We start from the raw sequence: 21,975 nt of genomic DNA, 5'->3' as shown, positions 1-21,975 counted from the left end.
ATGGTTAATTAGGGTTGTTAATAATCTGCGATTGGCTCTTGGTTATAATAAGCTTGGATTTCCTCTGGAGAAGGTGGAATAAGCGGTCTTACGATCCTCAGGCCGATAAACGGCGCCTCTGGAAACCACCATTGACTTTTTGGGATTTGGGGATCGATGCGCTTCCAAGCCGGGTCCGATGGGCTTCGGTAAGCTGAGCCGATCTGATCCTCTGCAGTTTTAAAACTACCTCCCCGAACAACATGGGGATAAAGTTTGTCCGCTTTATTAAGTGGATTATCCTTGCCTGACCTGGTATAAAAATCGGGTTCGTAAAGATCCATAGTCCACTCTTGAACATTTCCATAAACATCGAAAAGTCCCCATGCATTGGGTTTCTTTTTGCCTACTGGCTGAGTACTTCCCTCACTGTTTGCTTTGGTCCAAGCAAATTCGGAAAGTTTGGAAGCATCATCACCGAAGAAAAATCGCTCTTTTGATCCTGCTCTTGCGGCATATTCCCACTCAGCCTCTGTTGGAATTCTGTAGAAAATACCGGTCTTCAAATACAGCCAATGGCAAAATTGAAGGGCTCCGTATTGTGTCATTCCTACGGCAGGCTTGCCTTCTTTTCCCATCCCAAAAGTCATATCAAGGTATGGCAAGCTGGGACGCGTCAATCCATCTACCCGCTCCTCCAATCCACCTTCGGTCATTGATTCTTCGTAATGCTTATCCAGAAAAAGCTCAAAAGCATCCCAAGTCACCTCATGTACACCGATCCAGAAGGCATCGATTTTCACCTCATGTGCTGGATTTTGATCAGGAAACTGCTGATCATTCGAGCCCATCAAAAATGAACCGGCAGGTATAGGTGTAAGGTCGAAAGTGACCTCTGTTCCGGGTATTTTTTGGGTATAGGCTTCAAAGACATCATCTTGATTCACCTGGAAGCTCATGAGCAACAAGCCTGTTGCAGCAAGGTACTTTTTCATTTGACTATATTTTTTCGCGGCCATTTGCAATCTCGCATTTCAGATAATCATTCTTGTGAATAACTTTTCGGTCAAGCTCGAATTCAGGGTTACGCCGGGGCAATTACAAATTTAAATTACTGTATTCTGATTTTACTGAGGTATTTCTTTTGATAAATGGCGCTTAAAAACATGAATTCCGCTGTCTTTCAGATAGAAAAGCAAATAATCACCAAGTACCTCAATTTTTCTTATTTCACCCTTAAGAGCGAGACCGGATTCCATTGAACTTGTTGATTGGAAGCTTCCCTTCCCATCACCTAGAAATACTGTTCCATGATTGGCGTCGTATTTCCCAAATTTGAGTTTGGTATCAAACAGGTTCCCTCCAAAAATCAGGTCTAAGTTTCCATCCTGATTCAAATCTACAGCTGCAGCGGCGAAAACCGGTGAAAACTGGGCTGCCAAAGGAAGAGATTTGGGCTGAAATTTTGAATTTTGATCCAAAGCAAAATAGCTGGTTTCAAGCCGATTGATGAAAATAGAGCGACTATCTTCTCGCTCTTTAGGAGTAAAAAGCTCATCCATTTTCACCTCAGAGAAGCTTTTGAAATCAAGGTATCTCTTCTTCAAAAACAGAACCTGACCCAAAACCTCGTCGCGGCTGGCTGAAGGATATTTTTCGCCCTGAATGTAATAACTCAGGATTGCATCGGTGGATCCATTGCCATCAAAGTCTTTGTAAAGCAATTCCATGGGCTGTTCTTCGGATGAAAATAGCTGGGAATTCCGTCCGTGATTGCCCACAAAAAGCTCTGGCTTGCCATCACCATCCCAATCACCAATCAGCAAATCAGACCAAAATCCGACCTGAGGTGTTTCGAAGTAGGTTGTTGTGGTATTGATCCAGCGATTTTCTGTCTTGGAAAAGATAGAAATCGGCATGGCATCGCCTACTAGGACCAGCTCCTCCTGTCCGTCACCATTCAAATCTGCGACGCCTGAATCTGTGATCATGCCCAAGTTTTTGAATTCTGGAACCAACTGATCGGTTTGGTCAGTGAAATTCCCCTGTCCATCGCCAATCCAAATCCTGGCTCCTGAAGAAGTCGGATACTGGCCGGAAATGACCCTAGCTCCGACAAAAATGTCGGATATGCTGTCACCATTGAAATCAAGAATAATAGCTGAGCCTGTTGCAAAAGCTTCAGTGGGAAGTGAGTTTGGAGAAAGAGTAAATTTCCCCTTGCCGTCATTGAGATACAGGCGATCTTGAAACTTTGAATCTCCATTGGAAAATTGATGCATGCCTCCACTGGTCACTAACAGATCCGGAAATCCATCGCTATTGGCATCAAAACTCAAGGCATCGCTGTCTTCAGACCCAGCAGAGGTATAAAATGCTGTGGAATCAGGTATTCCAAACTGCCCGTTTTTTTGGCCAAAAAATATTCTGCCGCTTACTCCTGCCCCACCCCCTATGAAAATGTCTGGATTTCCATCTGAGTTGAAATCCTCTGCAAGCATCGCTTTTCCATTGCCGGATATTCCAAAACTTAACAGAGGCTGACGCTTGAAATCATTTACTTCTAAAGCTTTTGGAACGTCAAGTTTGCCAACTGAAGCCAGCAAAGGATCAATTTTGATAGGTTTGGATTTTGGAACTTTCTGTGCTTCTGCTTGGGAAATCACGATAGATTGATTGACTTCAATGTTGAAAAGTCTGGAAACTTCCCCTCCTGGCCAAGTCACCTGAACGGAATCAACCCCTGAATTCTGCCCCAAGCCAAATATCAATTTGGGAGAAACGGAAGATTGGAATCCGCGATAGAGATTTTGCTCCTGAACTTGTACTTTCCCCTTGGAAAACAAGGAAACCAAAGCACCTTGGCCCTGGGTATTTTTCCCTTCCCCATTTAGCTCGATCTTTAGAAAATTTCCCTTTTGCTTTTGCACCGCGAGATTTTCATAGACAAAAGCTGGGGAATTAATATTGTTGATGACTAGATCAAGATCACCATCATTGTCGAGGTCAGCATAGGCTGCACCGTTGCTGTTACCGTTTTGGGCAAGGCCCCATGCCTGACTTACATTTTCGAAGGTCAGATCACCATTATTCCTAAAGGTGTAATTTTTCAAATTGGAAGAACTCATGGATTTGACCAGATTGAGCAAATCCTCCCGCTTCAACTGTCCGCCGGAAGTCCTGACATAGTTATCCATGTATTTCAAAAAGTCCTGATTGTTGTAATCCCTCAGATAGCCGTTGGTGATGTAGATATCTTTCCACCCATCGAGATCAAAATCAGAAAAAAGTGCTGCCCAAGACCAGTCAGTATTGGAGATGCCCGAGAGCTGTCCAACTTCCTGAAAAGTCCCATCTCCTGCATTGATATGCAGCATGTTTCGCATGTATTGATAGTAAAACCCCCTGTCCAGATTCAACTGAAACATTTCGAAATTATCGGGAGAAAGGAGGAGCTTTTGTCTCAAATTATCCTCCGGAAGCATGTCAAGCGTAAAAATATCCAGCAAGCCATCATTATTGATGTCAGCGATGTCATTACCCATCGAAAAATGAGAGACATGATCCAGCATAGTCTGGATTTCATCCCGAAATGTCCCGTCTTGCTGATTGATATACAGGTAGTCCGGCATAGAGTAGTCGTTGCCTATGTAGATATCCGGCCATCCATCTCCAGTCACATCGGCCACGGACACACCCAAGCCATAGGAAAGGCTAGAACTTGAAATTCCAGCTTTTTGAGTGATCTCAACAAACTTTCCATTTTGATTTTCAAAGAGCTGAGAACCTGCTTCGTGCTTTTCAGTCAGAAGCTTTTTGGTGACAGATGGATCAAAATTCTGAATTGATTTGGTATTGTGATTCAATAGAAAGAGATCTAAATCTCCGTCGAGATCAAAGTCGAAAAAAGCTGCTGAGGTAGAGGTGGACTGGGAGGCTATGCCATACTCCTCGGCCATTTCTTTGAATTGGGGAATGCCATTGGCATCATTTCCTTGATTGATAAAGAGCTCATTTTTCCGCTTTTCAGGTTGCAAAGCGCCAGAGTGACAAAGGTAGATATCCAGCTTTTTGTCCCCATTAATATCCACCAAAACAACGCCTGTCTTCCATGGCCCCGGTCTACCGGAGGCTCCTGAAACTTGGGTGATATCTTTAAACTTCAGATCGCCTTCATTGAGGTACAGTTGATTCTGCCCCACATTTGCCGAAAAGTAAATGTCATCCCATCCATCTTGATTGAGATCTCCGATGGCTACTCCTCCACCATTGTAGAGGTATTCATACATGAGTACGTTTAAATTGAGATTTTCCTCGATCGGATTTGAAAAAGTAATTCCTGTCGAATCAGGATTAAGTAGTTGAAATATGGGATCTATGGCTTCAGAATCCTCAATTTGATTTTGCTGATTTTCTTTTTCGCAGGAAAAAATCATCCATGCAAGGAGGATCAGCCAACAGGGTGTATTAAAATGCTTCATAGAAATAAAATCTGAGCTACCCCAGATGGGATAGCTCAGACAAGTTAATCAGGATTTTTAGTATCCCGGATTCTGAACCAGTTGTGCATTTCGGTTCATTTCGTCCCGGTGGATGGGTAGATAATACATCTTATCCAACCATTTACGGTTTTCCTTACCCGGATCCATGTCGATTACTTTGTAGACATAATTGTAGACCGTGGGATCATATCTGTATGTACTGAGCGACTGACCTGGCTTGAGGGTACCGGTGATGTTGATGCCGTTTGCCTGTCTTCCCAGCGTTTCTTCAGCAATCATCCAACGACGTACATCGTGATAGCGCTGCTCTTCATAAGCCATCTCTATTCGTCGCTCGTTTCTGTATCGCTCTTTGAGCGCTTCTCCTGTTTCCGTGATCGCAGGCTGACCGACTCGATACCTAATCTGATTTAGCCAGGCTTTAGCCTCATCTTCCTGTCCCAATTCTATGGAGGCTTCCACATAATTCAACACCGCCTCTGTATATCTCAATACTGGCCAAGGAACTTCCTGCCATGTATTCTGATCCACAATGGCGGGATTGGCATCAATGAACTTGCGGAAATAATAGCCGGTGTAGGATCCATTCCAGTCTTCGATCGGACTGTTTCTAGTATCCAATCCGAAATGGGGAACTACTTCTCCTCCAGAGACTACTTCGTAGGTTCCAGTCTGGATCTGACCCAATGGATCCCGGGGTTGATTGGCAGAAGATCTAGGCTTCCACTGGGCTCCATCATAAAGAACTGAAGCGTAGAATCGAGCATCTCTGTTGTCATAAGGAGCAGCTGCATGTTCAGGGTTATCCCAAGAGAAGGAAGTGCCGTCCATCATTTCATAATCATCGACAAGCAATTGTACCGGAGTATTTCCAGCCCAGTTGTTGTAGCCGTTTGGACCATTAAATAGGCCTTGCCGACCGCCGTTTTCGGTTTTCAGATTGATAAAATACCGACCCAAAAGAATCTCAGACTCACCACCATTTCTCGCCATTGAGTTATTGATATAGGTCTGGATTCCATCTTCATGAGCTACTGGAGCCGAAAGCCCCATTTGGTTTCCTGAAGTGATATCCAAAACTGCTTTAGCTGCAGCCTGAGCCTTTTGCCATCTCTCGGTTCTATTGCCGGAAGTATACGCCAAGATTTCAAGGTTGCCATAAGAAGCTAGATCTGCGGACTTGGAAGATGCAGTAGGGCCATCATGAAGATCGCTGGCTGCGTACAGAAGTACTCTGGACTTTAGAGCCAAAGCTGATGCCTGGGTCGCTCGACCACGGATGGCAGATTTCCCTATGAGCAGATTAGCTGCTTCATCAAGATCCGCTACGATGAAATTGACACATTCCTCAAAGGTGTTGCGCGGGATTTCAAATGTCTCTGCGTCCAAGGTGTATGCAAAATCGATGATCGGAAAACCACCATAGTATCTTAATAACTGGTGATAATAATAGGCTCTCATAAATTTAGCCTCAGCGATTAAACGGTCAGCAGTTGCTCCTGAATGAGGAAAATCAGGGTCTGTAAGCTTTTCTATGGCAAGATTTGCCGCTCTGATCCTCGAATACATAGAATTCCAGGCCAAAGTCCCATTAACCCAGCCAATATCGGCGGGATTGGATCTGGCTTCGGTGATCGTATTGATCCCACGGCCCGGGTGAGTGAAGATAGCTTCATCAGTCAGCGAAGCGAGCATTTGCTCGTCAAAACCGCCATTACCCAGACCTTGGTAGATACCTACCACGAATGCTTCTGCTAAAGCAAGATCTGTCCATACGCTTGTCTCATCCACCTCACCCAAGGGCTTGGTATTCAGAAAGTCATCGTTACATGCTGTCAAGGTGAAGCAAGCTGCGAGCAGAAAAGCAAAATATTTATTGATTCTTTTCATGTGTTCCAAATGTTAGAATGTGACATTAATTCCTGTGCTGATAATTCTGGCCTGAGGGTAATACTGTCCAGTGGAGCTATTTGATTCAGGGTCAAATGCACCAAACTTATCCCAAGTCAACAGATTGAGTCCATTCGCATAGATTCTAAGGTTCCGTACTCCCACTTTCTCAGAGAGGTGCGCAGGGAAATTATAGCCTAGTTCTACGTTTTTCAGACGGATATAATCCGTGTTTCTAAACCAATAGGTGTTTCCTCCAGAGTAATACTGATCACTTCTATTGGCTATTCTCGGATGCACGCTGCTTGGATTATCAATAGTCCATCTGTTGTCGTGGATTTCCAACAAGTAATTTCCAATGTTTCCAGATTCACCTGCACTCACGTACTGTCTTGCTCCTGCCGCCCCTTGAAATAGTACGGCCAAGTCAAAGTTTTTGAATGCGAAATTCATGGTCATCCCACCTTGAAACAATGGAATATCATTGTTGTCCATTCTCACCCGGTCTTTGTCTGTAATCGCTCCATCTCCATCCCAATCTTTATACTTCATATCTCCAGGCCGGAGGTTATTGGTGATAGCTGAGTAATCCAAAGACTCTGAATCGATGTCTTCCTGTGTAGCGAAAACACCATCATATTGGTAAACCAAAAACGTGTTCATCGGCTTGCCAGTAGAACGTTGCCATTCGGGAGCTCCCGGAGCTTCATCCCAGAACAGAATTTTGTTTTTAGCATAACCTCCATTGACACCGACAGAGAAAGTCATATCTCCAATATTTCCTCGGTAGCCCAGATTGAGATCAAATCCCTTGTTCTCGACTTCACCGATGTTTTCAGCAGGTAAGATCAAGCCCGTACTTTGAGGAACAGAGGCATTTTTTCTCCAGAGGATGTTGGTTCTTTTATTGTAGAAGACATCAAATTCAAAGAATACTTTGCCCTGGAGAAATTGACCTTCAAATCCTAAGTTGGAATTGTTGGCGATCTCCCAAGTAATAGCATTGTTTGGCACACGAGTTTCAAACAAGGTTTTTACCTCAGTCCCATTGGCGATGTAGGAGCTAAAGCCATATGTGGATAGGAACTGGTATTCCTGAAGGACTCCATTGAAGAAGATTTGATCGTTTCCGAGCTGGCCCCATGATCCTCTGATTTTGAAAAAGTCAAAGGTTTTTCCAAGGCTGTTTTTCCAGAAATTCTCATCGGAAACAACCCAACCCAACATGATCCCTGGGAAAAATCCATATCGGGTATTTTCAGGGAAAATATAGGATCCGTCATATCTCCAAAGAAACTCTGCCAGATACTTCTCTTTGTAATTGTAGGATGCCCGGCCGAAGTAATTCAAACGTGCACGTTCAAATGCACTACCGCCGTTATTTTTCTCCAAATCCCCACCAGCAAACAGTTGGTCAATTGCAGAAGAAATGAAATATCTTCTAAAGGCATTGAAGTTATTACCTTCTACAGTCTCCTTATTGAAACCTGCCAAAATGTTGATGGTATGATTCTCTGCGATGACTCTGTCATAAGAAGCCACGGTTCCCAACAGAATGTTTAGTGTATTCTCATTCCCCTGCGATAAGCGTGGTTCGGCCGGACCTCTCTTGGACGGTACCAACACTGGTGTCACTCCATCCGCCTCAAATCCTGAGCCTAGCTGGTATAGTGTCCATGGTGTTTCCCATCTTTTTAAGAATCGCATGGTCTTATCCACTGCGGCAGTACCTGTAATTTTCAATCCTTCTACACCGGGTATTTTGATCTCCAGTGTACCATTGGTTTGAAAATAATCACGCGTGTCACGGTCATATCCAGTCTGATTTGTAGTGATCACCACTGGGTTCTCACCGTTTTCAATATCAGGACCCGGTAGCCCATTTGGCCAGAAAGCTGGCTGATTAGGCTTACCTCTCATCTGCATACGGAAAATAGCGCCAGCCCCTCTTGTCGGGAAGAATCGCTGCTCCTCCCTCGCCAGAATACCTACTCCTACTTTGATGTATTTGTTCACATCGGCATCGAGGTTCAGTCGGATATCATATTGCTTAAATCCTGTAGCCGACTGCTTGTAGTACCCATCTTGATTTTGATAGCCTATTGAAGTCATGTAGCGTACTTTATCGCTTCCACCTACCAATTGCGCATTCATTCGAGTCTGAGGAGACCATTCTTTGAGTGTGGCAGAATACCAGTCCGTATTGGGGTAAAACCAGGGATCAGAGCCATTACGATAAAGTTCCAACTCTTCAGGAGTATAAGGTGCATTTCGGATTTGACCATTTGGTCGGAGGTATTCTCCGTTTTGCTTGTACGCTTCATTGGCAGCGTTCCATTCGCTCACTGGCAAAGCGTATATATCCAGATCATTGAGCATTCCTGCATATTGTGCAGCATCAGCCAAGTCAGGTACTACCGTAGGTTGGGCCCAACCTTGATTGACTTGGAAAGTCAACTCAGGAACGCCGCTTTTTCCTCTTTTGGTGGTCACGAGGATGACGCCGTTCGCAGCTCTTGATCCGTAGATTGCAGCAGAGGCATCTTTGAGTACAGAGATGCTCTCAATATCATTTGGATTCAATCGATCAATACCGCCTGCTCTGGCTGGAATCCCATCGATGACGATCAATGCGTCATTGTTCCCCAAAGTATTTGATCCTCGGATACGGATAGAAGATCCATCATAACCTGGCTCACCGCTACGGTTGACTGCTACAACACCTGGCATACGTCCGGCAATGGAATTGGACAGGTTGACGGCGGGAGATTTGGCAAGTTCTCCTCCTTTGACTGTGGCCACAGAGCCTGTGATCGTTTCTTTCTTCTGCTCCCCATAGCCCACTACGATCACCTCTTCCAGTGATTTCATGTCGGGGCCAAGAGTGATAGTGAATTCACTCTGTGCTCCAACCACCACTTCCTGAGTCTGGAAACCAATAAAGGAAAAAACAAGAACAGACTGATCAGAACTGACGGCTATTTTAAATTTCCCGTCGACATCTGTTACCGTACCAGAAGTGGTACCTTTTAGAAGGATAGAAACCCCTGGTAAGGGCAAATTATCCTCGCCGGAAATTACAACACCAGACACCTCCTTGGTCTGGGCCTGTGCAGTGCCAAAATAGAATAGGCACATCAAAAATGTCAGGCAGGTCAGCCTGACACTGGTAGAGATTTTCATAGGCAATTTTGGGTTAATGAAAATTATAAAATAAATCAATGATCCAAATTGCCTGATTTTTCACCTAAAAATCTAACTGTTTGTATTTAAAAACTGACTGTATTTTGCTGTTTATTCTAACGGTTTTTATTTTTTTTGAATTAATTAAGGATAAAGAACAATAAAACAATTTTTTTTCTTGAATTATTTATATTTTTTTTCAATAATGAAACAGACTTAATCAAAAAAATACTGTTTTTGAAAAAAAGTATAATTTGCCATACAGATTCAAATTTATAGCCTCTTTACCACCTCACTTTTTGGAATTCTGATAGACCACATACCCCTCAGGTCTCCGACTTTATGCCCTTTGGCTTTGTCCTCAGGGTAGAGCTGGGACAACTTCTGGAGCGTTGCTTCATTGATTTCAGATTTTGGGTCACCATGACAGCTAAGGCACATTCCACCTGGAATCACGATGGGCTTGGTATATAAAAAAACCTCTCCATTTTCGACTTTTTGGATGTTGGGATCGCTTTTGTTCCCATTTTCCGCATTGAATTCATAGGCCTCCAAGATTGGTTTTTCCTCGTCGGTAGGCTGATCCGAGGGATTTCGGTAGCGATTTGATGCACGCCGCACTTGAACTCCATATTTTTGGCTTAAATCCGATAAAATGGGAAGAGCCTGAATATTGCAAAAATCAATAGCTCCAGGTACGCCATTTAGAGCAATCGCATCCTGAAGACTAGTGATCAAGGATTGTTGTGCTTCCTTAGAAATCGAATCGCCCCAGATCATCGCCTCGTTGATGATTTCAGACTCGACCAGGCGCTTTACTTCCATGGATTCGTTTACTTTCTTGAATGTTTCGGAGGATATCCTTTCTTGGGGACCACAAGCTGCTATGATTACCAGAATTGCTATTGATAAAACTGCCTTTTTCATGATTAATTGAATTATACTTTAAATTTATCTGTCCTTATTTGAATACAGTGCTTTACGCAAGATTATCTTCTGAGTAATTCGATTAATATTGGAGTGTTTTTTAAAGATGGATAATTTTCATCTTTTGAGATTCTACTAACCCCTATGAAAAAACTTGTTCTCTTATTCTACTTACTTTTTATGATTACGGGGGCAGCCTGGAGTCAGACTTGGACTAGGATGCAGGGCTGGGGACTAGATTTGGAATCCATCTATTGGATCGATGAACAAAAGGGAGTAGCTGTAGGAGAGAATCTAATCATTCGGACCTCAGATGGAGGAGTGACTTGGGAAGAAGTATTGCAGAATTTTGATACTCATTTTTTAGACGTTGTATTCCTTACTGAGACTGCTGGTGTGGCCGTAGGAACCAATGGTGCTGTTTTTATTACCTCCTCAGGAGGGGAAAATTGGGAAAAGAAAACCTCAGGCACTCAGAATGATTTACTTAGTATTGCCAAGATCTCTGAGACAGAAATAATATCCGTTGGAAAAAATGGCGAAATCATCAGGTCATCCAACGGGGGAAGCGTTTGGAGCAAAATTTCCAGCGGATCAAGTTTAGACTTGAATGATATTGCGATGGTAGGTCAGGATACACTCTTTCTGGCAGGAAATGATGGGGTTATTCTCTCTTCTTTCAACAAGGGGCTGAATTGGAATTCCTTTACCATTTCCCCCGGCATTGATATAAAGGGGATTGCCTTTTCCAATTCGCTAATTGGTTATGCCGTAGGTGAAGGCGGTATTTTCTTAAAAACTATCGATGGAGGAGGTAACTGGACCACCCTCAATTCCACTTCTACCAGGACCCTAAATAAAGTAGCTGTGAACCCTTTGGATATTCGAGCCGTAGTGGCAGTAGGAGATTCTGCAACCATCGTTCGAACAGCCAATTCAGGGACCACATTTGCCAAGGCCAACCTTGGGGCAAGCAATTTTCGCAACATCAAAAATCTCAACTTTAAACCAAATACCGCCCTTGTCTCAGCCTTGGGTCAGGATGGTTACCTGATCAATTCCACCAACTCCGGTGCTAGCTGGACACAAAAGTTTGCCGGGGTACGAAATAATTTTACTTCAGTCGATTTTAAGAATCAAAATACAGGATTCATTGCGGGAGAAAGCGGAGCATTTTTTGTGACTTCAAATGGTGCGACCACTTTAGTAAGTCGCCCAATCCCAGAGCCCGAATTCATCCAGTCCATAGATTTCTGGAATACAGCTTTTGGCTATGCCAGTTCGCCAAATGGAAAAATCTACAGGACAGGAAACACCGGTTCGACCTGGGTCCCTGTGTTTTTACCTGTTTCAAGAACCCTTTCGGGATTCTATCTTTTTGCTCCATCGGTACTTTATGCTGCTGGAAATAACGGATTCATTACCCGCTCCTTCGATTCAGGAGTGACTTGGGATCAAACGATCCTCAGCAGTACAACCGAAAATCTGAAAGACGTCACATTTTTTGATTTTGTCACTGGGTTTGCGATAGGTGAAAATGGCCAGATCAGCTGGAGCGCCGGAGGAAATGTGTGGGAGAATCTGCCAAAAGTAACTAGAGAAAACTTAAATGCGCTGGCAAAACTTGATACGACTAGAGCGATCATCGTAGGAGATGGAGGAATCATCCTCAAATCTGAAGACAAAGCAAGAAATTGGAAAATAGTGCAATCTGGAACTGCGAAAAATCTCAATTCCGTCGATTTCTTTGATTCGAATGTCGGTTTCATCGCGGGTGATGAAGGCATGGCCCTCGTCACATTGGATGGCGGAGAAACTTGGCTTGAATCATCTACGGGAACTTTGCGAAACTTTACCGGGGTCAGCGCAGGCACTGATACTAAAGCTTATTTCGTAGGTGCGGATGGTAGCATCATCACTTACAATTGTATACCTCCTGTCGGATCCCTAGGTGAGATTGCGGGCAACTCACAATCATGTATCTCAAATGAAATATATGCCGTCTCCGAATCTCCCCTAGCAGGTTCTGAGATTATCTGGAGAGTGGATGGTGGCGAGATCATTTCCGGGCAGGGAACCAATCAAATAGAAGTAAAATGGACCATCCCAGGCAGAAATGCAGTCTTGGTCTCCCGATCCAATTTCTGTGGAAGCGGGGAAACCTCTGCCTTGGAAGTAGCTGTTTCCCAGATTGCACCTAGCACTGTACTGATTGCCGGTGATGGTTTAGGCTGTACAGCAGGTTCATCTAGCTATAGCCTTCCCAACTTGGATGGAACAACCTACACTTGGACAGTAACGGGCGGAGAGATCATTTCAGGCCAAGGAACAAGCCAAATAGAAATCACTTGGTCACAATCAGGTAACCAACTGGTCTCAGTCACTCAAGAAAACCGATGCGGAAAAACAGAACCGATTCGAAAAAATGTCATCATCAACGCATCACCTGACCAACCTTCCGAAATATCCGGGGCTAATCAAATAGGTCTTGGTGAGCAATACTATGAGATTGTAGCAGTTACAGGATTGGATTACCGATGGACTGTATCAGCAGGCGGAAAAATAGTCTCAGGTCAGGGGAGTAACAGAATTTTGGTCGATTGGGAGTCGGAGGGCAATTTTGAATTGAGTGTAGAGGCTCAGAACGAATGTGGATTTGGAACAAAAAGATCACTTGCCGTCAATGTCAACGTGATCACAGCCCTAGAGCCGAATAAAGACTTTGGATTGAAAATCTATCCAAATCCTACTAGCGGCAATCTGACGATCACTTCAGAGAATCTGGATCTATGGACTGACTTGCAGATTTTCAATTCCCTTGGTCAGCTGATTCGAGATAGAAAAATCAGCCCAAGAGAGTCAGAAATAAACTTTGACGGGCTTCCAAAAGGTATACTTATCCTGCAACTGAGGGGAAAAAATGGAATTATGTCCCAAAAAGTCCTGGTGAGGTAAGCTTAAAAAAAAGAGACGAAGATTACTCTTCGTCTCTGATCATGACGTATTGGAAAATGTCACCAATCCTACCTCGTTTAATAAAGGCTTTTTTCAAAATTGCCTCAGGGATATATCCCGCTTTTTCCAGCACATTCATGGATTCTCCATTGAAGTCATAGACTTGCGCAAAGAGTCGTTGGATATCAAATTTTTCAAAAATGTATTTTGTGTAAAGCTTCACTGCCTCGGAGGCAATTCCTTTTCCCCAAAAAGGCTCACCGATCCAAAAACCTAGCTCCATATTGGTACGGAGTTCATCTTTTCCGCGTTCTGCACCTATTGATCCTGCCAACTTGCCTTCAAATTCAATGGCAAAATTCTGCGGTGGATTGAATTTTTGATTGTGCTCGATCCAATGTCTTGCATCATGAATGGTGTAAGGCTGAGGATAGCTATCCCTCAAATTCATAGCGATTTTTGGATTATTTGCTAGCGGGTAGAGTTGATGAAAATGGGAGTCGTTCCATGTGACTAGGCTTATTTCTTTTTCTCCGTTTATGATCATAAAAATATTCAGGTTATTCTTCCGCCGGTTTTTTTATTTGTTCAATATACCCTCTTAATTCAATCCTTCAAAGTCCATCTTACTTACTCGATTCCGCCCGCTTTCATTTTTTCGAGATTTTCTGCCAATCGAAGTGCAGAAATGAACTCTTCAATGTGTCCGTCCATCACATCTGGCAAATTGTAGACCGTTTTATTGATTCGGTGATCAGTAACTCGTGATTGGGAGTAGTTGTAGGTTCTGATTTTATCAGAACGGTCCCCACTTCCTACCATGGATCGGCGCTGTGCTCCGACCGCATCATTGTGTTTGGTCAGCTCAATTTCATACAGCCTGGATCTCAATACTTTGAGGGCCTTTTCGAAGTTTTTGATCTGCGACTTTTCATCTTGACAGGTCACTACCAAGCCGGATGGCAAGTGAGTCAATCGTACGGCTGAATAGGTCGTGTTTACCGATTGACCTCCTGGGCCAGAGGAGCAATAAGTGTCTTTGCGGATTTCATTCATGTCCAAATGCACCTCAACTTCATCCATTTCGGGGAGAACAGCCACAGAAGCTGCAGATGTGTGCACCCGTCCCTGCGATTCGGTAGCTGGCACTCGCTGCACACGGTGCACTCCGGACTCATATTTCAGCATCCCATAGACATCCGCTCCGGAGACTGTGGCAATGATTTCTTTATAGCCCCCAGCCGACCCAAAGGTCAAATCCAGCACGGTCAATTTCCAGCCCTGCATTTCACAAAACCGCTCGTACATCCGAAACAAGTCACCGGCAAAAATAGAAGCTTCATCTCCACCCGTTCCTCCACGGATTTCGAGAATACAATCTTTGGAATCATTTGGGTCTTTTGGAATCAAGAGTTGCTTCACCTCTTCCTCCAGGACATCCTTTCGCTCTCTTAAATAATCCAGCTCCGCTTTTGCCATCTCACGAAACTCCGGATCCTTTTCCTTATCCAAAATTTCCTTTGAGCTTTCTATATTTTGAAGGACCAGCTTGTATTCGTCGTAGGCTATGACGATTTTCTCAAGGTCTTTGTATTCTTTGGAGAGCTTAGTGTACTTGCTCATGTCAGACATCGAGTCCGGCATGATGATCAGTTGACCTACTTCTTCAAATCGGTCTTTGAGGGCTTGTAATTTGTCCAGCATGGGTTTTATTCGCTGCGCAAAAGTAAGGAATTAATCGGCTGAGTATTCGCTAAATGTAAAGACAGCGAAAGGATTTGTAGCAGATTGGGTTGAATTCTCGTCAAAACTGCATGAGAAAATTGCCGGTCATTCTTTTTTTTGGATCTCTTTTTATCTTTTCACATTGTGAGGACGAGATGCCCATCACCAATTGCATAGATCCTGAGCGAATCAGGTCTGGCCCCTGTACTTTTGATTACAGGCCTGTTTGTGGCTGCGATGGCAAAACTTACCCTAATGAATGTGCTGCTGATCTTTCAGGATTGAAATCTTGGACTTCGGGTGAATGTAATTAAAAAAGGCTGCCAAATCTGGCAGCCTCATTTGGTTATTCTACTGTTACCGATTTAGCTAGATTTCTTGGCTGATCCACGTTACAGCCTCTCATCACAGCGATATGATATGAGAGAAGCTGCAAAGGTACCACAGCCACCAAAGGGACAAAAGCTTCGTCTACTGCTGGTATCTCGATCACGTGATCGGCCATGGCCTTCACCTGTGTATCTCCTTCGGTGACTACAGCGATTACTTTTCCTTTCCTTGCTTTTACTTCCTGAATATTGCTGACTACTTTCTCATAGGAGCTGTCTTGTGTAGCAATAAATACAACCGGCATCTCTTCATCAATCAAGGCAATCGGTCCATGTTTCATCTCAGCTGCAGGATAGCCTTCGGCATGGATGTAGGAGATTTCTTTAAGTTTCAAAGCACCCTCAAGCGCAACTGGGAAATTATACCCACGGCCTAGGTAAAGTGCGTTTCTTACGTCTTTGTATTCCGAGGCAATATATTTGACCAAATCATTGGTCTTAAGCGCTCGCTCTACTTTGGCAGGAATAGCCTCAAGTTCATTCAACAACTGGATGTAACGGTTCTCGGGTAAAGTCCCTCTTTGGTAACCCAACTTAAGCGCCATCATCGCCAACACTGAGATTTGAGCAGTGAATGCCTTAGTAGATGCTACTCCAATTTCTGGACCCGCGTGCGTATACGATCCGGCGTGCGTTGCACGAGGAATGGAAGACCCTACCACATTACAAACTCCGAAGATGGTTGCACCTTTTGATTTTGCGAGCTCAATAGCTGCTAGCGTATCTGCAGTCTCACCGGATTGAGAAATGGCAATAACGAAATCTTTTTCATTTATGACTGGATTTCTGTACCGGAATTCTGAGGCATATTCTACTTCGACCGGCACTCGGGCAAATTCCTCAAAGAGGTATTCTGCAACCAATCCAGCATGCCAAGAAGTGCCGCAGGCAGTGATGATGATCCGCTCTGCATTTTGGAATTTATTCATGTAATCCCGAAGACCTCCCAAAACCAATCTGCCGGATTTCGCATCCAGACGACCTCTGAGACAATCAGCAATAGACTTCGGCTGTTCATAGATTTCCTTGAGCATAAAATGCTCGTACCCGCCCTTTTCAATTGCTTCCAGCTCCATTTCAAGCTGGTTGATGTAAGGATTGGTTTCTACGTTTTCGATCGTCTTGACCTGAAGCTTTCCTTCTCGGATGACTGCTATTTCATAATCATCCAGATAAACTACCTTATTGGTGTATTCGATGATAGGCGTCGCATCAGAAGCCAAAAAGTATTCATCTTCACCAACTCCGATTACCAAGGGAGAACCCTTTCGGGCTGCGATCAGGGTATCCGGCTCTTCTTTATTAATCAATACAATGGCGTAGGCTCCGACTACTTTGTGAAGCGCGAGACGTAGGGCTTCTTCCAGCGTACAGTGATTGTTGACATAGATGTCTTCGATGAATTTGACGAAAACTTCAGTATCCGTATCACTTTCGAATTTGTACCCTTTCTTTAAGAGATCTTGCTTTAACACTTCGTAATTTTCGATGATTCCATTGTGAATCATTGCAAATTTCTCTGAGGCTGAATAATGCGGGTGTGCATTTACATCATTGGGTTCGCCATGAGTCGCCCAACGTGTGTGACCAATCCCAATTTTGGATTTGATTTCCCCGTTTGAATCGAGATGTTTTTCGAGTTCAGAGACTTTTCCTTTCTTTTTGTAAATACTAAGGCCGTTTTTATCCAAAAGCGCTACACCAGCTGAGTCATATCCCCGGTATTCAAGTCTTTTGAGGCCTTTGAGAATGATAGGCAATGCTTCCTGCTGCCCTACATACGCTACAATTCCACACATATTGAAAAATTCTTAAAGGTTGGTTTAAACTTCCACAAAGGAACAGCTTTCATGCCAAAAAAAATAATCCACTTCCTTAAAATTAAGAAGAGGATTAGGAGCACTTATTCGAAATCGATTGAACTACCGAGACTTCGAATATATCACCTGAATTTTTATTTTGTCTTTATTTACTTTGAACTGACGAAGAGAACGCTTAAAGTCATCGCCTGATTGTGGAGTAGAAGCATAAAGCAACCAATCCTGACGTTGGAGTTGACCTCTAAATATTGCATTGAGATGTGAGGTTATCCCTGCTTGTAATTTTCTGGTTTCAGAGTCATATCTCAGGATTGCTGATGATGCAAACAGATTGTTTGGAACCTCATCGCCATTTGAATCAGGAATCACCTGTGGCTGATTATCTGTTTGTACATAGAGAGGAACTCCATTAATACTACTTGTAATTGGTTCATTTTCATCGTCGACAAAAATCATGACCATCCCGGAGATTGGTGTATTATCCTCATCCTGAGGCTCTATTTCGCCAAGTGAAAACAAAACCTGATTAAACGTCACTCCTGAAAGTGTATCCAAAAACATGTCTATTGGACTGGTATCTATTCTCATCGCCAAAGCTAGGGTAGACTTCATGCCCACGACTTGACCTACATCGTAAGACTTCCCGCTTTCAGTGATAACCTCCGTAGGTGTACCGGATCTATCTGAATGAATACCGTTGAAACTTCTCGACGAAAAGGTATTTACATCAAATCTTTTGGCGATCGTGTCTCCCAGATCGTGATAATAAACTTGAATTCCTGTATTCCGCCCAATAGCTACACCAATCGTGGTGTTATCTCCTTCTTTTGATTTGACAGCAATACCAGGAAAATATTCCCTGAAGGTAAACAGATTGTCAAACTCATTTCCTCGACCTTCTTTTAAAGCTCCGAAAAATTCATTTTGAAAATCTTCCGTAACAGGCATCTGGATTAGCGTATCCTTCACTTCATCAAAAGTGAAATCAATCGAGGAAAACGGTGTTTCCTCAAAAGAAAGTGCATCAAAATTATAATACAGGGTGTCCAAAATTGGCTCCGTTAACTTATGAATGGAGTAAGTTTTGGGCTGATCCAGATTTGATCCATTGACGCTCACCACATCCAATCGGAAAAACATGGAATCCAATATGGCTGTCGCTGCTGGCCGCTCTGCATTCGGATCAAAATTCAATCTACTGTATCCTATGCCCTCTGTTTTACCAAAGAAATCGTCGGATTCGTTACCTACTACAAGTACACCAGAGTTTACGGTATTAAATGAATCCAACAGTACGACTTGCGCATCCAAATTAAATTCTTGGTAAAATACCCCAATTTGGTTATTTCCAGGTGCCAACTCGAGCCCAACAGATGCCGGGTCGCTGCAAGAACTGATAAGAAGGATGGATAATAATGCGGTAACGGCCAGTTTACCCGGCAAGGCTATTATAGATGCCGAAAAGCTCGTCATGAGCTTGCTGCTCTTCTTCGATACTAATTTCAAACTGTTTGTCTTTTGAGAAATCCTCGATAAGTTGGTTTAATTCTGCAGATACGCCGCTGCCCTTTACTACGAGATCGGCATATTCCATTCCGATCTTGATGAAGCCTGCGAAGTCTTTGCTGTTCAAAGATGCCAAAATAGTGTCATCGATATCCACCATCTTAACCTTGTTTAACAAATCATCGCCAAAGGTATGCGAAAATCCATTGTTATAGATCGCAAACACAGTTTTAGTGTCTTTAAAAAGTGGCTCATTTTTGTATGTAGTCTTTAGGTACATCGGAATAAGTGAAGTCATCCAATCGTTGCAATGCACGATATCCGGAGCCCATCCGAGTTTCTTTACAGTTTCAATTACGCCTTTGCAGAAGAAGATAGCCCGCTCATCATTGTCTTCGTAAAACTTCTGCTGTTTATCATGAAATACATGCTTTCGCTGAAAATAGTCCTCATTGTCGATGAAATACACCTGAAGTTTTGCATTGGGAATGGAGGCAACTTTGATAATTAGCGGCTTTTCTTCCTCACCTACTGCGATATTAATTCCGGACAATCTTACGACCTCATGGAGTCTGTTTTTGCGCTCATTGATCAACCCAAACTTCGGAACCAAAATACGGATTTCCATCCCACGCTCTTGCATAGCCTGTGGTAGTGATCTTAGGAAATTTGCGACTTCAGAAGTTTGTAAGAAAGGGTTGATTTCACTTGCAACGTAGAGGATACGTAGTTTGGACATGCTTATGGGATTTTAATGAACGTGATAAACAACGGCACAAAGGTAAATAAAAAAAGCCTAAAAGCATTGTATTTCTGGATATTAATCTAGTTTTGCCCCAATTAGCCGAAATCATACCCAAGCGTGAAGCTAATCCACAATCCAGCCGAATGGAACCCCCTATGGCTCAATCATCTTCGCACTAATCAGCAAATTGGACTGGTTCCCACAATGGGAGCCCTGCATGATGGCCACTTGGATTTGGTCAAAAAATCTCGAGAAGAGTGCCAAGTGACCATTGTTTCCATTTTTGTCAACCCCACCCAGTTCAACAATCCGGAAGACTTTAACAAGTACCCCAAAACTATAGAGCAAGACTTAGCCAAATTAGCCTTGGCAGGGGTGGACTATGTATTTTTGCCATCGGAGCAGGTCATGTATCCCGCTGCTACGGGTTTAAAATTTGATTTTGGTGCTTTGGAACATGTACTGGAGGGGAAATTCAGACCCGGTCACTTCAATGGTGTGGGTATTGTGGTATCCAAGCTTTTTCATATGATCCGACCGCATGTCGCATTCTTTGGACAAAAGGACCTGCAACAGGTCGCTATAATCAAACGATTGGTAAATGATCTTTCCTTTGAGGTGAACCTGTCTATAGTCCCAACCCGACGGGAATTAGATGGGCTTGCGATGTCTTCCCGAAACTTGCGACTCAATCCAGAAGAAAGAGAAAAAGCATTACTGCTCATCCGTAGTCTGGAAAAGGCAAGAGCTGAGCTTACCAAAGGGACAGACTGGAAAATTATAAAAGAGCAAATTGAGGCTGATTTTAATGCAGAACCACTCGCCCGATTAGAATATTTCGATTTGGTACATCCGGATACTTTTGACACCTATTCTATTTTTGATCCAGCAAAAAAATCTTCAATCTGTGTGGCAGCTTTTATGGGAGACATACGTTTGATAGATAACCTGCCGATTATTTCCTAATTTTGCGGCCGAAAAACTAAGCCAATGAATATCCAAGTCTTAAAATCCAAAATACACCGGGTAAAAATCACTCAGGCAGAACTTCACTATGTGGGTTCGATCACCATTGACGAGGACCTGATGGATGCTGCAAACTTGATCGAAAATGAAAAAGTGCAGGTAGTCAACGTCAACAATGGTGAACGATTAGAAACTTACGTGATTAAAGGTGAGCGAGGCAGCGGGCAAGTCTGTCTCAATGGCCCAGCAGCCAGAAAGGCAGCAGTGGGTGATATTGTTATTATCATTTCCTATGCGGGAATGGAACTGGAAGAGGCCAAAAAACACAAGCCAGTACTTATTTTCCCTGACGAAAGAAACAAAATAATCTGATGCTCAATCCGAAGGTCAAACAGGGAATCCAGATAGCACTCTCTCTAGCAGTTGCAGTCTGGATTTTTTGGTTTTTATACAAAGACATCGAATTGGCCAGTTTGATAGCACAAGTAAAGTCATCTAACTGGTTTTGGATTTTTTTGTCCTTGGTTATTTCACTCTTGGGTTTTTGGATCAGGGGCTGGAGGTGGGCTTTGTTGATTCAAGCAGAGGAGGGGAAGCCTGTTACTTCCAATCGTGCCTATCATGCAGTTATGGTCGGGTATTTGGCGAATTTGCTGGTTCCAAGGGCTGGAGAAGTGGCCCGCTGTGGAGTTCTTTCCCGGACCAACGGGATTTCAGTTGGCCATCTGATCGGGACAGTTATTTTGGAACGAAGTATTGATTTGCTTTTCCTGATTGGCACCATCTTCCTGGCATTCCTTTTAGAAAATAAACTCTTCCTTTCACTCTCGGGAGATTTAATCGACGTCGATAATCTTGGCAGATCCTTGTTCAGTAACTTGCCCCTACTTGTCGGTGGTGCCGTCATAGGCGTGATTTTTTTCTATTTGCTCTTCCGAAGATTCAGAAATCACGGTGCCATCAATAAACTTCAAAATTTCGGTCGCCAGCTTTGGACTGGTGTAAAAAGTATCTCTACACTTAAAAACCCGCTGGGATTTTGGGCTAGTTCGATAGCGATCTGGATAATCTACTTTTTGACGATGTACACCGTCTCACTTGGAATCCAGAGTACTGCCAACTTGACACCTAGTGAAGTGCTATTGGTAATGGTAATGGGAAGTATTGGCATGGTAGCTCCTGTACAGGGAGGTATTGGTACCTTCCATGCACTCGTGGCCTACATTTTGATCCAATTTGGAGTGTCAGAAACAGACGGTAAAATCTTCGCGGCTATTATCCACGGAACTCAAGTGATGATGGTCATGGTAGCTGGACTCATCAGCTGGATCGTAATGATGAGAATCCGCGCTTGGATTAAACCCGACAAGACATAACTTCGTATTCAC

15 protein-coding genes are annotated in these 21,975 nt (G+C 43.5%); 5 read left to right on the top strand and 10 right to left on the bottom strand.

The window, feature by feature from the left end; genetic code table 11:
• Positions 1 to 17: 17 nt before the first annotated feature.
• The 5 genes from DK188_RS02460 to DK188_RS02440 all read right to left on the bottom strand — a co-directional run bounded on the left by DK188_RS02460 (position 18) and on the right by DK188_RS02440 (position 10,481).
• On the bottom strand, positions 18 to 974 hold the full coding sequence (locus DK188_RS02460; protein ID WP_111669384.1) for a formylglycine-generating enzyme family protein: 957 nt from the start codon (positions 972 to 974) through the stop codon (positions 18 to 20).
• Between the two features lie 132 nt (positions 975 to 1,106).
• A complete protein-coding gene (locus DK188_RS02455) occupies positions 1,107 to 4,460 on the bottom strand; it encodes a VCBS repeat-containing protein (protein ID WP_111669187.1) in 3,354 nt (1,117 codons plus the stop codon).
• A gap of 57 nt (positions 4,461 to 4,517) precedes the next feature.
• Positions 4,518 to 6,371, bottom strand: coding sequence for a RagB/SusD family nutrient uptake outer membrane protein (locus tag DK188_RS02450; RefSeq protein ID WP_111669186.1), 1,854 nt, complete (start codon positions 6,369 to 6,371; stop codon positions 4,518 to 4,520).
• Between the two features lie 12 nt (positions 6,372 to 6,383).
• Positions 6,384 to 9,554 carry a SusC/RagA family TonB-linked outer membrane protein gene (locus DK188_RS02445; RefSeq protein WP_111669185.1) on the bottom strand — a complete coding sequence of 1,057 codons (3,171 nt, stop codon included), beginning with the start codon at positions 9,552 to 9,554 and terminating at the stop codon, positions 6,384 to 6,386.
• A gap of 273 nt (positions 9,555 to 9,827) precedes the next feature.
• Positions 9,828 to 10,481, bottom strand: coding sequence for a Tll0287-like domain-containing protein (locus DK188_RS02440; RefSeq protein WP_111669184.1), 654 nt, complete (start codon positions 10,479 to 10,481; stop codon positions 9,828 to 9,830).
• 144 nt (positions 10,482 to 10,625) lie between these two features.
• Here DK188_RS02440 and DK188_RS02435 point away from each other — a divergent pair, with 144 nt between their 5' ends.
• The gene (locus tag DK188_RS02435; protein ID WP_111669183.1) at positions 10,626 to 13,436 is read left to right on the top strand and encodes a YCF48-related protein; all 2,811 of its coding nucleotides are present in this window, start codon (positions 10,626 to 10,628) and stop codon (positions 13,434 to 13,436) included.
• 22 nt (positions 13,437 to 13,458) lie between these two features.
• On the opposite strand, the gene DK188_RS02430 is transcribed toward DK188_RS02435, so the two are convergent.
• Both DK188_RS02430 and prfA read right to left on the bottom strand, forming a co-directional pair.
• The gene (locus DK188_RS02430) at positions 13,459 to 13,983 is read right to left on the bottom strand and encodes a GNAT family N-acetyltransferase (RefSeq protein WP_111669182.1); all 525 of its coding nucleotides are present in this window, start codon (positions 13,981 to 13,983) and stop codon (positions 13,459 to 13,461) included.
• A gap of 83 nt (positions 13,984 to 14,066) precedes the next feature.
• Positions 14,067 to 15,140, bottom strand: coding sequence for a peptide chain release factor 1 (gene prfA / locus DK188_RS02425; RefSeq protein ID WP_111669181.1), 1,074 nt, complete (start codon positions 15,138 to 15,140; stop codon positions 14,067 to 14,069).
• 110 nt (positions 15,141 to 15,250) lie between these two features.
• Between prfA and DK188_RS02420 the strand changes: the two genes are divergently transcribed.
• Entirely contained in the window at positions 15,251 to 15,475 is a 225-nt protein-coding gene (locus tag DK188_RS02420) for a Kazal-type serine protease inhibitor family protein (protein ID WP_111669180.1), read from the top strand.
• Positions 15,476 to 15,507: 32 nt separating this feature from the next.
• On the opposite strand, the gene glmS is transcribed toward DK188_RS02420, so the two are convergent.
• The 3 genes from glmS to DK188_RS02405 form a co-directional block, all read right to left on the bottom strand.
• Complete coding sequence (gene glmS, locus DK188_RS02415) at positions 15,508 to 17,349, bottom strand: glutamine--fructose-6-phosphate transaminase (isomerizing) (RefSeq protein WP_111669179.1); 1,842 nt, start codon at positions 17,347 to 17,349, stop codon at positions 15,508 to 15,510.
• Between the two features lie 123 nt (positions 17,350 to 17,472).
• The gene (locus tag DK188_RS02410; RefSeq protein WP_111669178.1) at positions 17,473 to 18,843 is read right to left on the bottom strand and encodes a DUF4270 family protein; all 1,371 of its coding nucleotides are present in this window, start codon (positions 18,841 to 18,843) and stop codon (positions 17,473 to 17,475) included.
• A complete protein-coding gene (locus DK188_RS02405) occupies positions 18,803 to 19,615 on the bottom strand; it encodes a glycogen/starch synthase (RefSeq protein ID WP_111669177.1) in 813 nt (270 codons plus the stop codon). Before DK188_RS02405 ends, DK188_RS02410 begins: the two co-directional genes overlap by 41 nt.
• A 123-nt stretch (positions 19,616 to 19,738) precedes the next feature.
• Between DK188_RS02405 and panC the strand changes: the two genes are divergently transcribed.
• The 3 genes from panC to DK188_RS02390 are packed head-to-tail and all read left to right on the top strand — an operon-like array spanning position 19,739 to position 21,963.
• On the top strand, positions 19,739 to 20,587 hold the full coding sequence (panC, locus tag DK188_RS02400) for a pantoate--beta-alanine ligase (RefSeq protein WP_111669176.1): 849 nt from the start codon (positions 19,739 to 19,741) through the stop codon (positions 20,585 to 20,587).
• 24 nt (positions 20,588 to 20,611) lie between these two features.
• Positions 20,612 to 20,959 (top strand): aspartate 1-decarboxylase, encoded by a 348-nt coding sequence (panD, locus tag DK188_RS02395; protein WP_111669175.1) that lies wholly within the window; start codon positions 20,612 to 20,614, stop codon positions 20,957 to 20,959.
• A complete protein-coding gene (locus DK188_RS02390; RefSeq protein ID WP_111669174.1) occupies positions 20,959 to 21,963 on the top strand; it encodes a lysylphosphatidylglycerol synthase transmembrane domain-containing protein in 1,005 nt (334 codons plus the stop codon). The genes panD and DK188_RS02390 overlap by 1 nt, the downstream gene beginning before the upstream one ends.
• Positions 21,964 to 21,975 lie beyond the last annotated feature (12 nt).

It is taken from the genome of Algoriphagus litoralis (assembly GCF_003259255.1).
Taxonomy (GTDB): domain Bacteria; phylum Bacteroidota; class Bacteroidia; order Cytophagales; family Cyclobacteriaceae; genus Algoriphagus; species Algoriphagus litoralis.
Note: the sequence above shows the minus strand (reverse complement) of the source record. Positions and strands in the feature narration are given on the sequence as shown.

Coding starts and splice junctions, on each gene's coding strand:
- DK188_RS02460 (WP_111669384.1), bottom strand. CDS start 974: ATGAAAAAGTACCTTGCTGCAACAGGCTTGTTGCTCATGAGCTTCCAG.
- DK188_RS02455 (WP_111669187.1), bottom strand. CDS start 4,460: ATGAAGCATTTTAATACACCCTGTTGGCTGATCCTCCTTGCATGGATG.
- DK188_RS02450 (WP_111669186.1), bottom strand. CDS start 6,371: ATGAAAAGAATCAATAAATATTTTGCTTTTCTGCTCGCAGCTTGCTTC.
- DK188_RS02445 (WP_111669185.1), bottom strand. CDS start 9,554: ATGAAAATCTCTACCAGTGTCAGGCTGACCTGCCTGACATTTTTGATG.
- DK188_RS02440 (WP_111669184.1), bottom strand. CDS start 10,481: ATGAAAAAGGCAGTTTTATCAATAGCAATTCTGGTAATCATAGCAGCT.
- DK188_RS02435 (WP_111669183.1), top strand. CDS start 10,626: ATGAAAAAACTTGTTCTCTTATTCTACTTACTTTTTATGATTACGGGG.
- DK188_RS02430 (WP_111669182.1), bottom strand. CDS start 13,983: ATGATCATAAACGGAGAAAAAGAAATAAGCCTAGTCACATGGAACGAC.
- prfA (WP_111669181.1), bottom strand. CDS start 15,140: ATGCTGGACAAATTACAAGCCCTCAAAGACCGATTTGAAGAAGTAGGT.
- DK188_RS02420 (WP_111669180.1), top strand. CDS start 15,251: ATGAGAAAATTGCCGGTCATTCTTTTTTTTGGATCTCTTTTTATCTTT.
- glmS (WP_111669179.1), bottom strand. CDS start 17,349: ATGTGTGGAATTGTAGCGTATGTAGGGCAGCAGGAAGCATTGCCTATC.
- DK188_RS02410 (WP_111669178.1), bottom strand. CDS start 18,843: ATGACGAGCTTTTCGGCATCTATAATAGCCTTGCCGGGTAAACTGGCC.
- DK188_RS02405 (WP_111669177.1), bottom strand. CDS start 19,615: ATGTCCAAACTACGTATCCTCTACGTTGCAAGTGAAATCAACCCTTTC.
- panD (WP_111669175.1), top strand. CDS start 20,612: ATGAATATCCAAGTCTTAAAATCCAAAATACACCGGGTAAAAATCACT.
- DK188_RS02390 (WP_111669174.1), top strand. CDS start 20,959: ATGCTCAATCCGAAGGTCAAACAGGGAATCCAGATAGCACTCTCTCTA.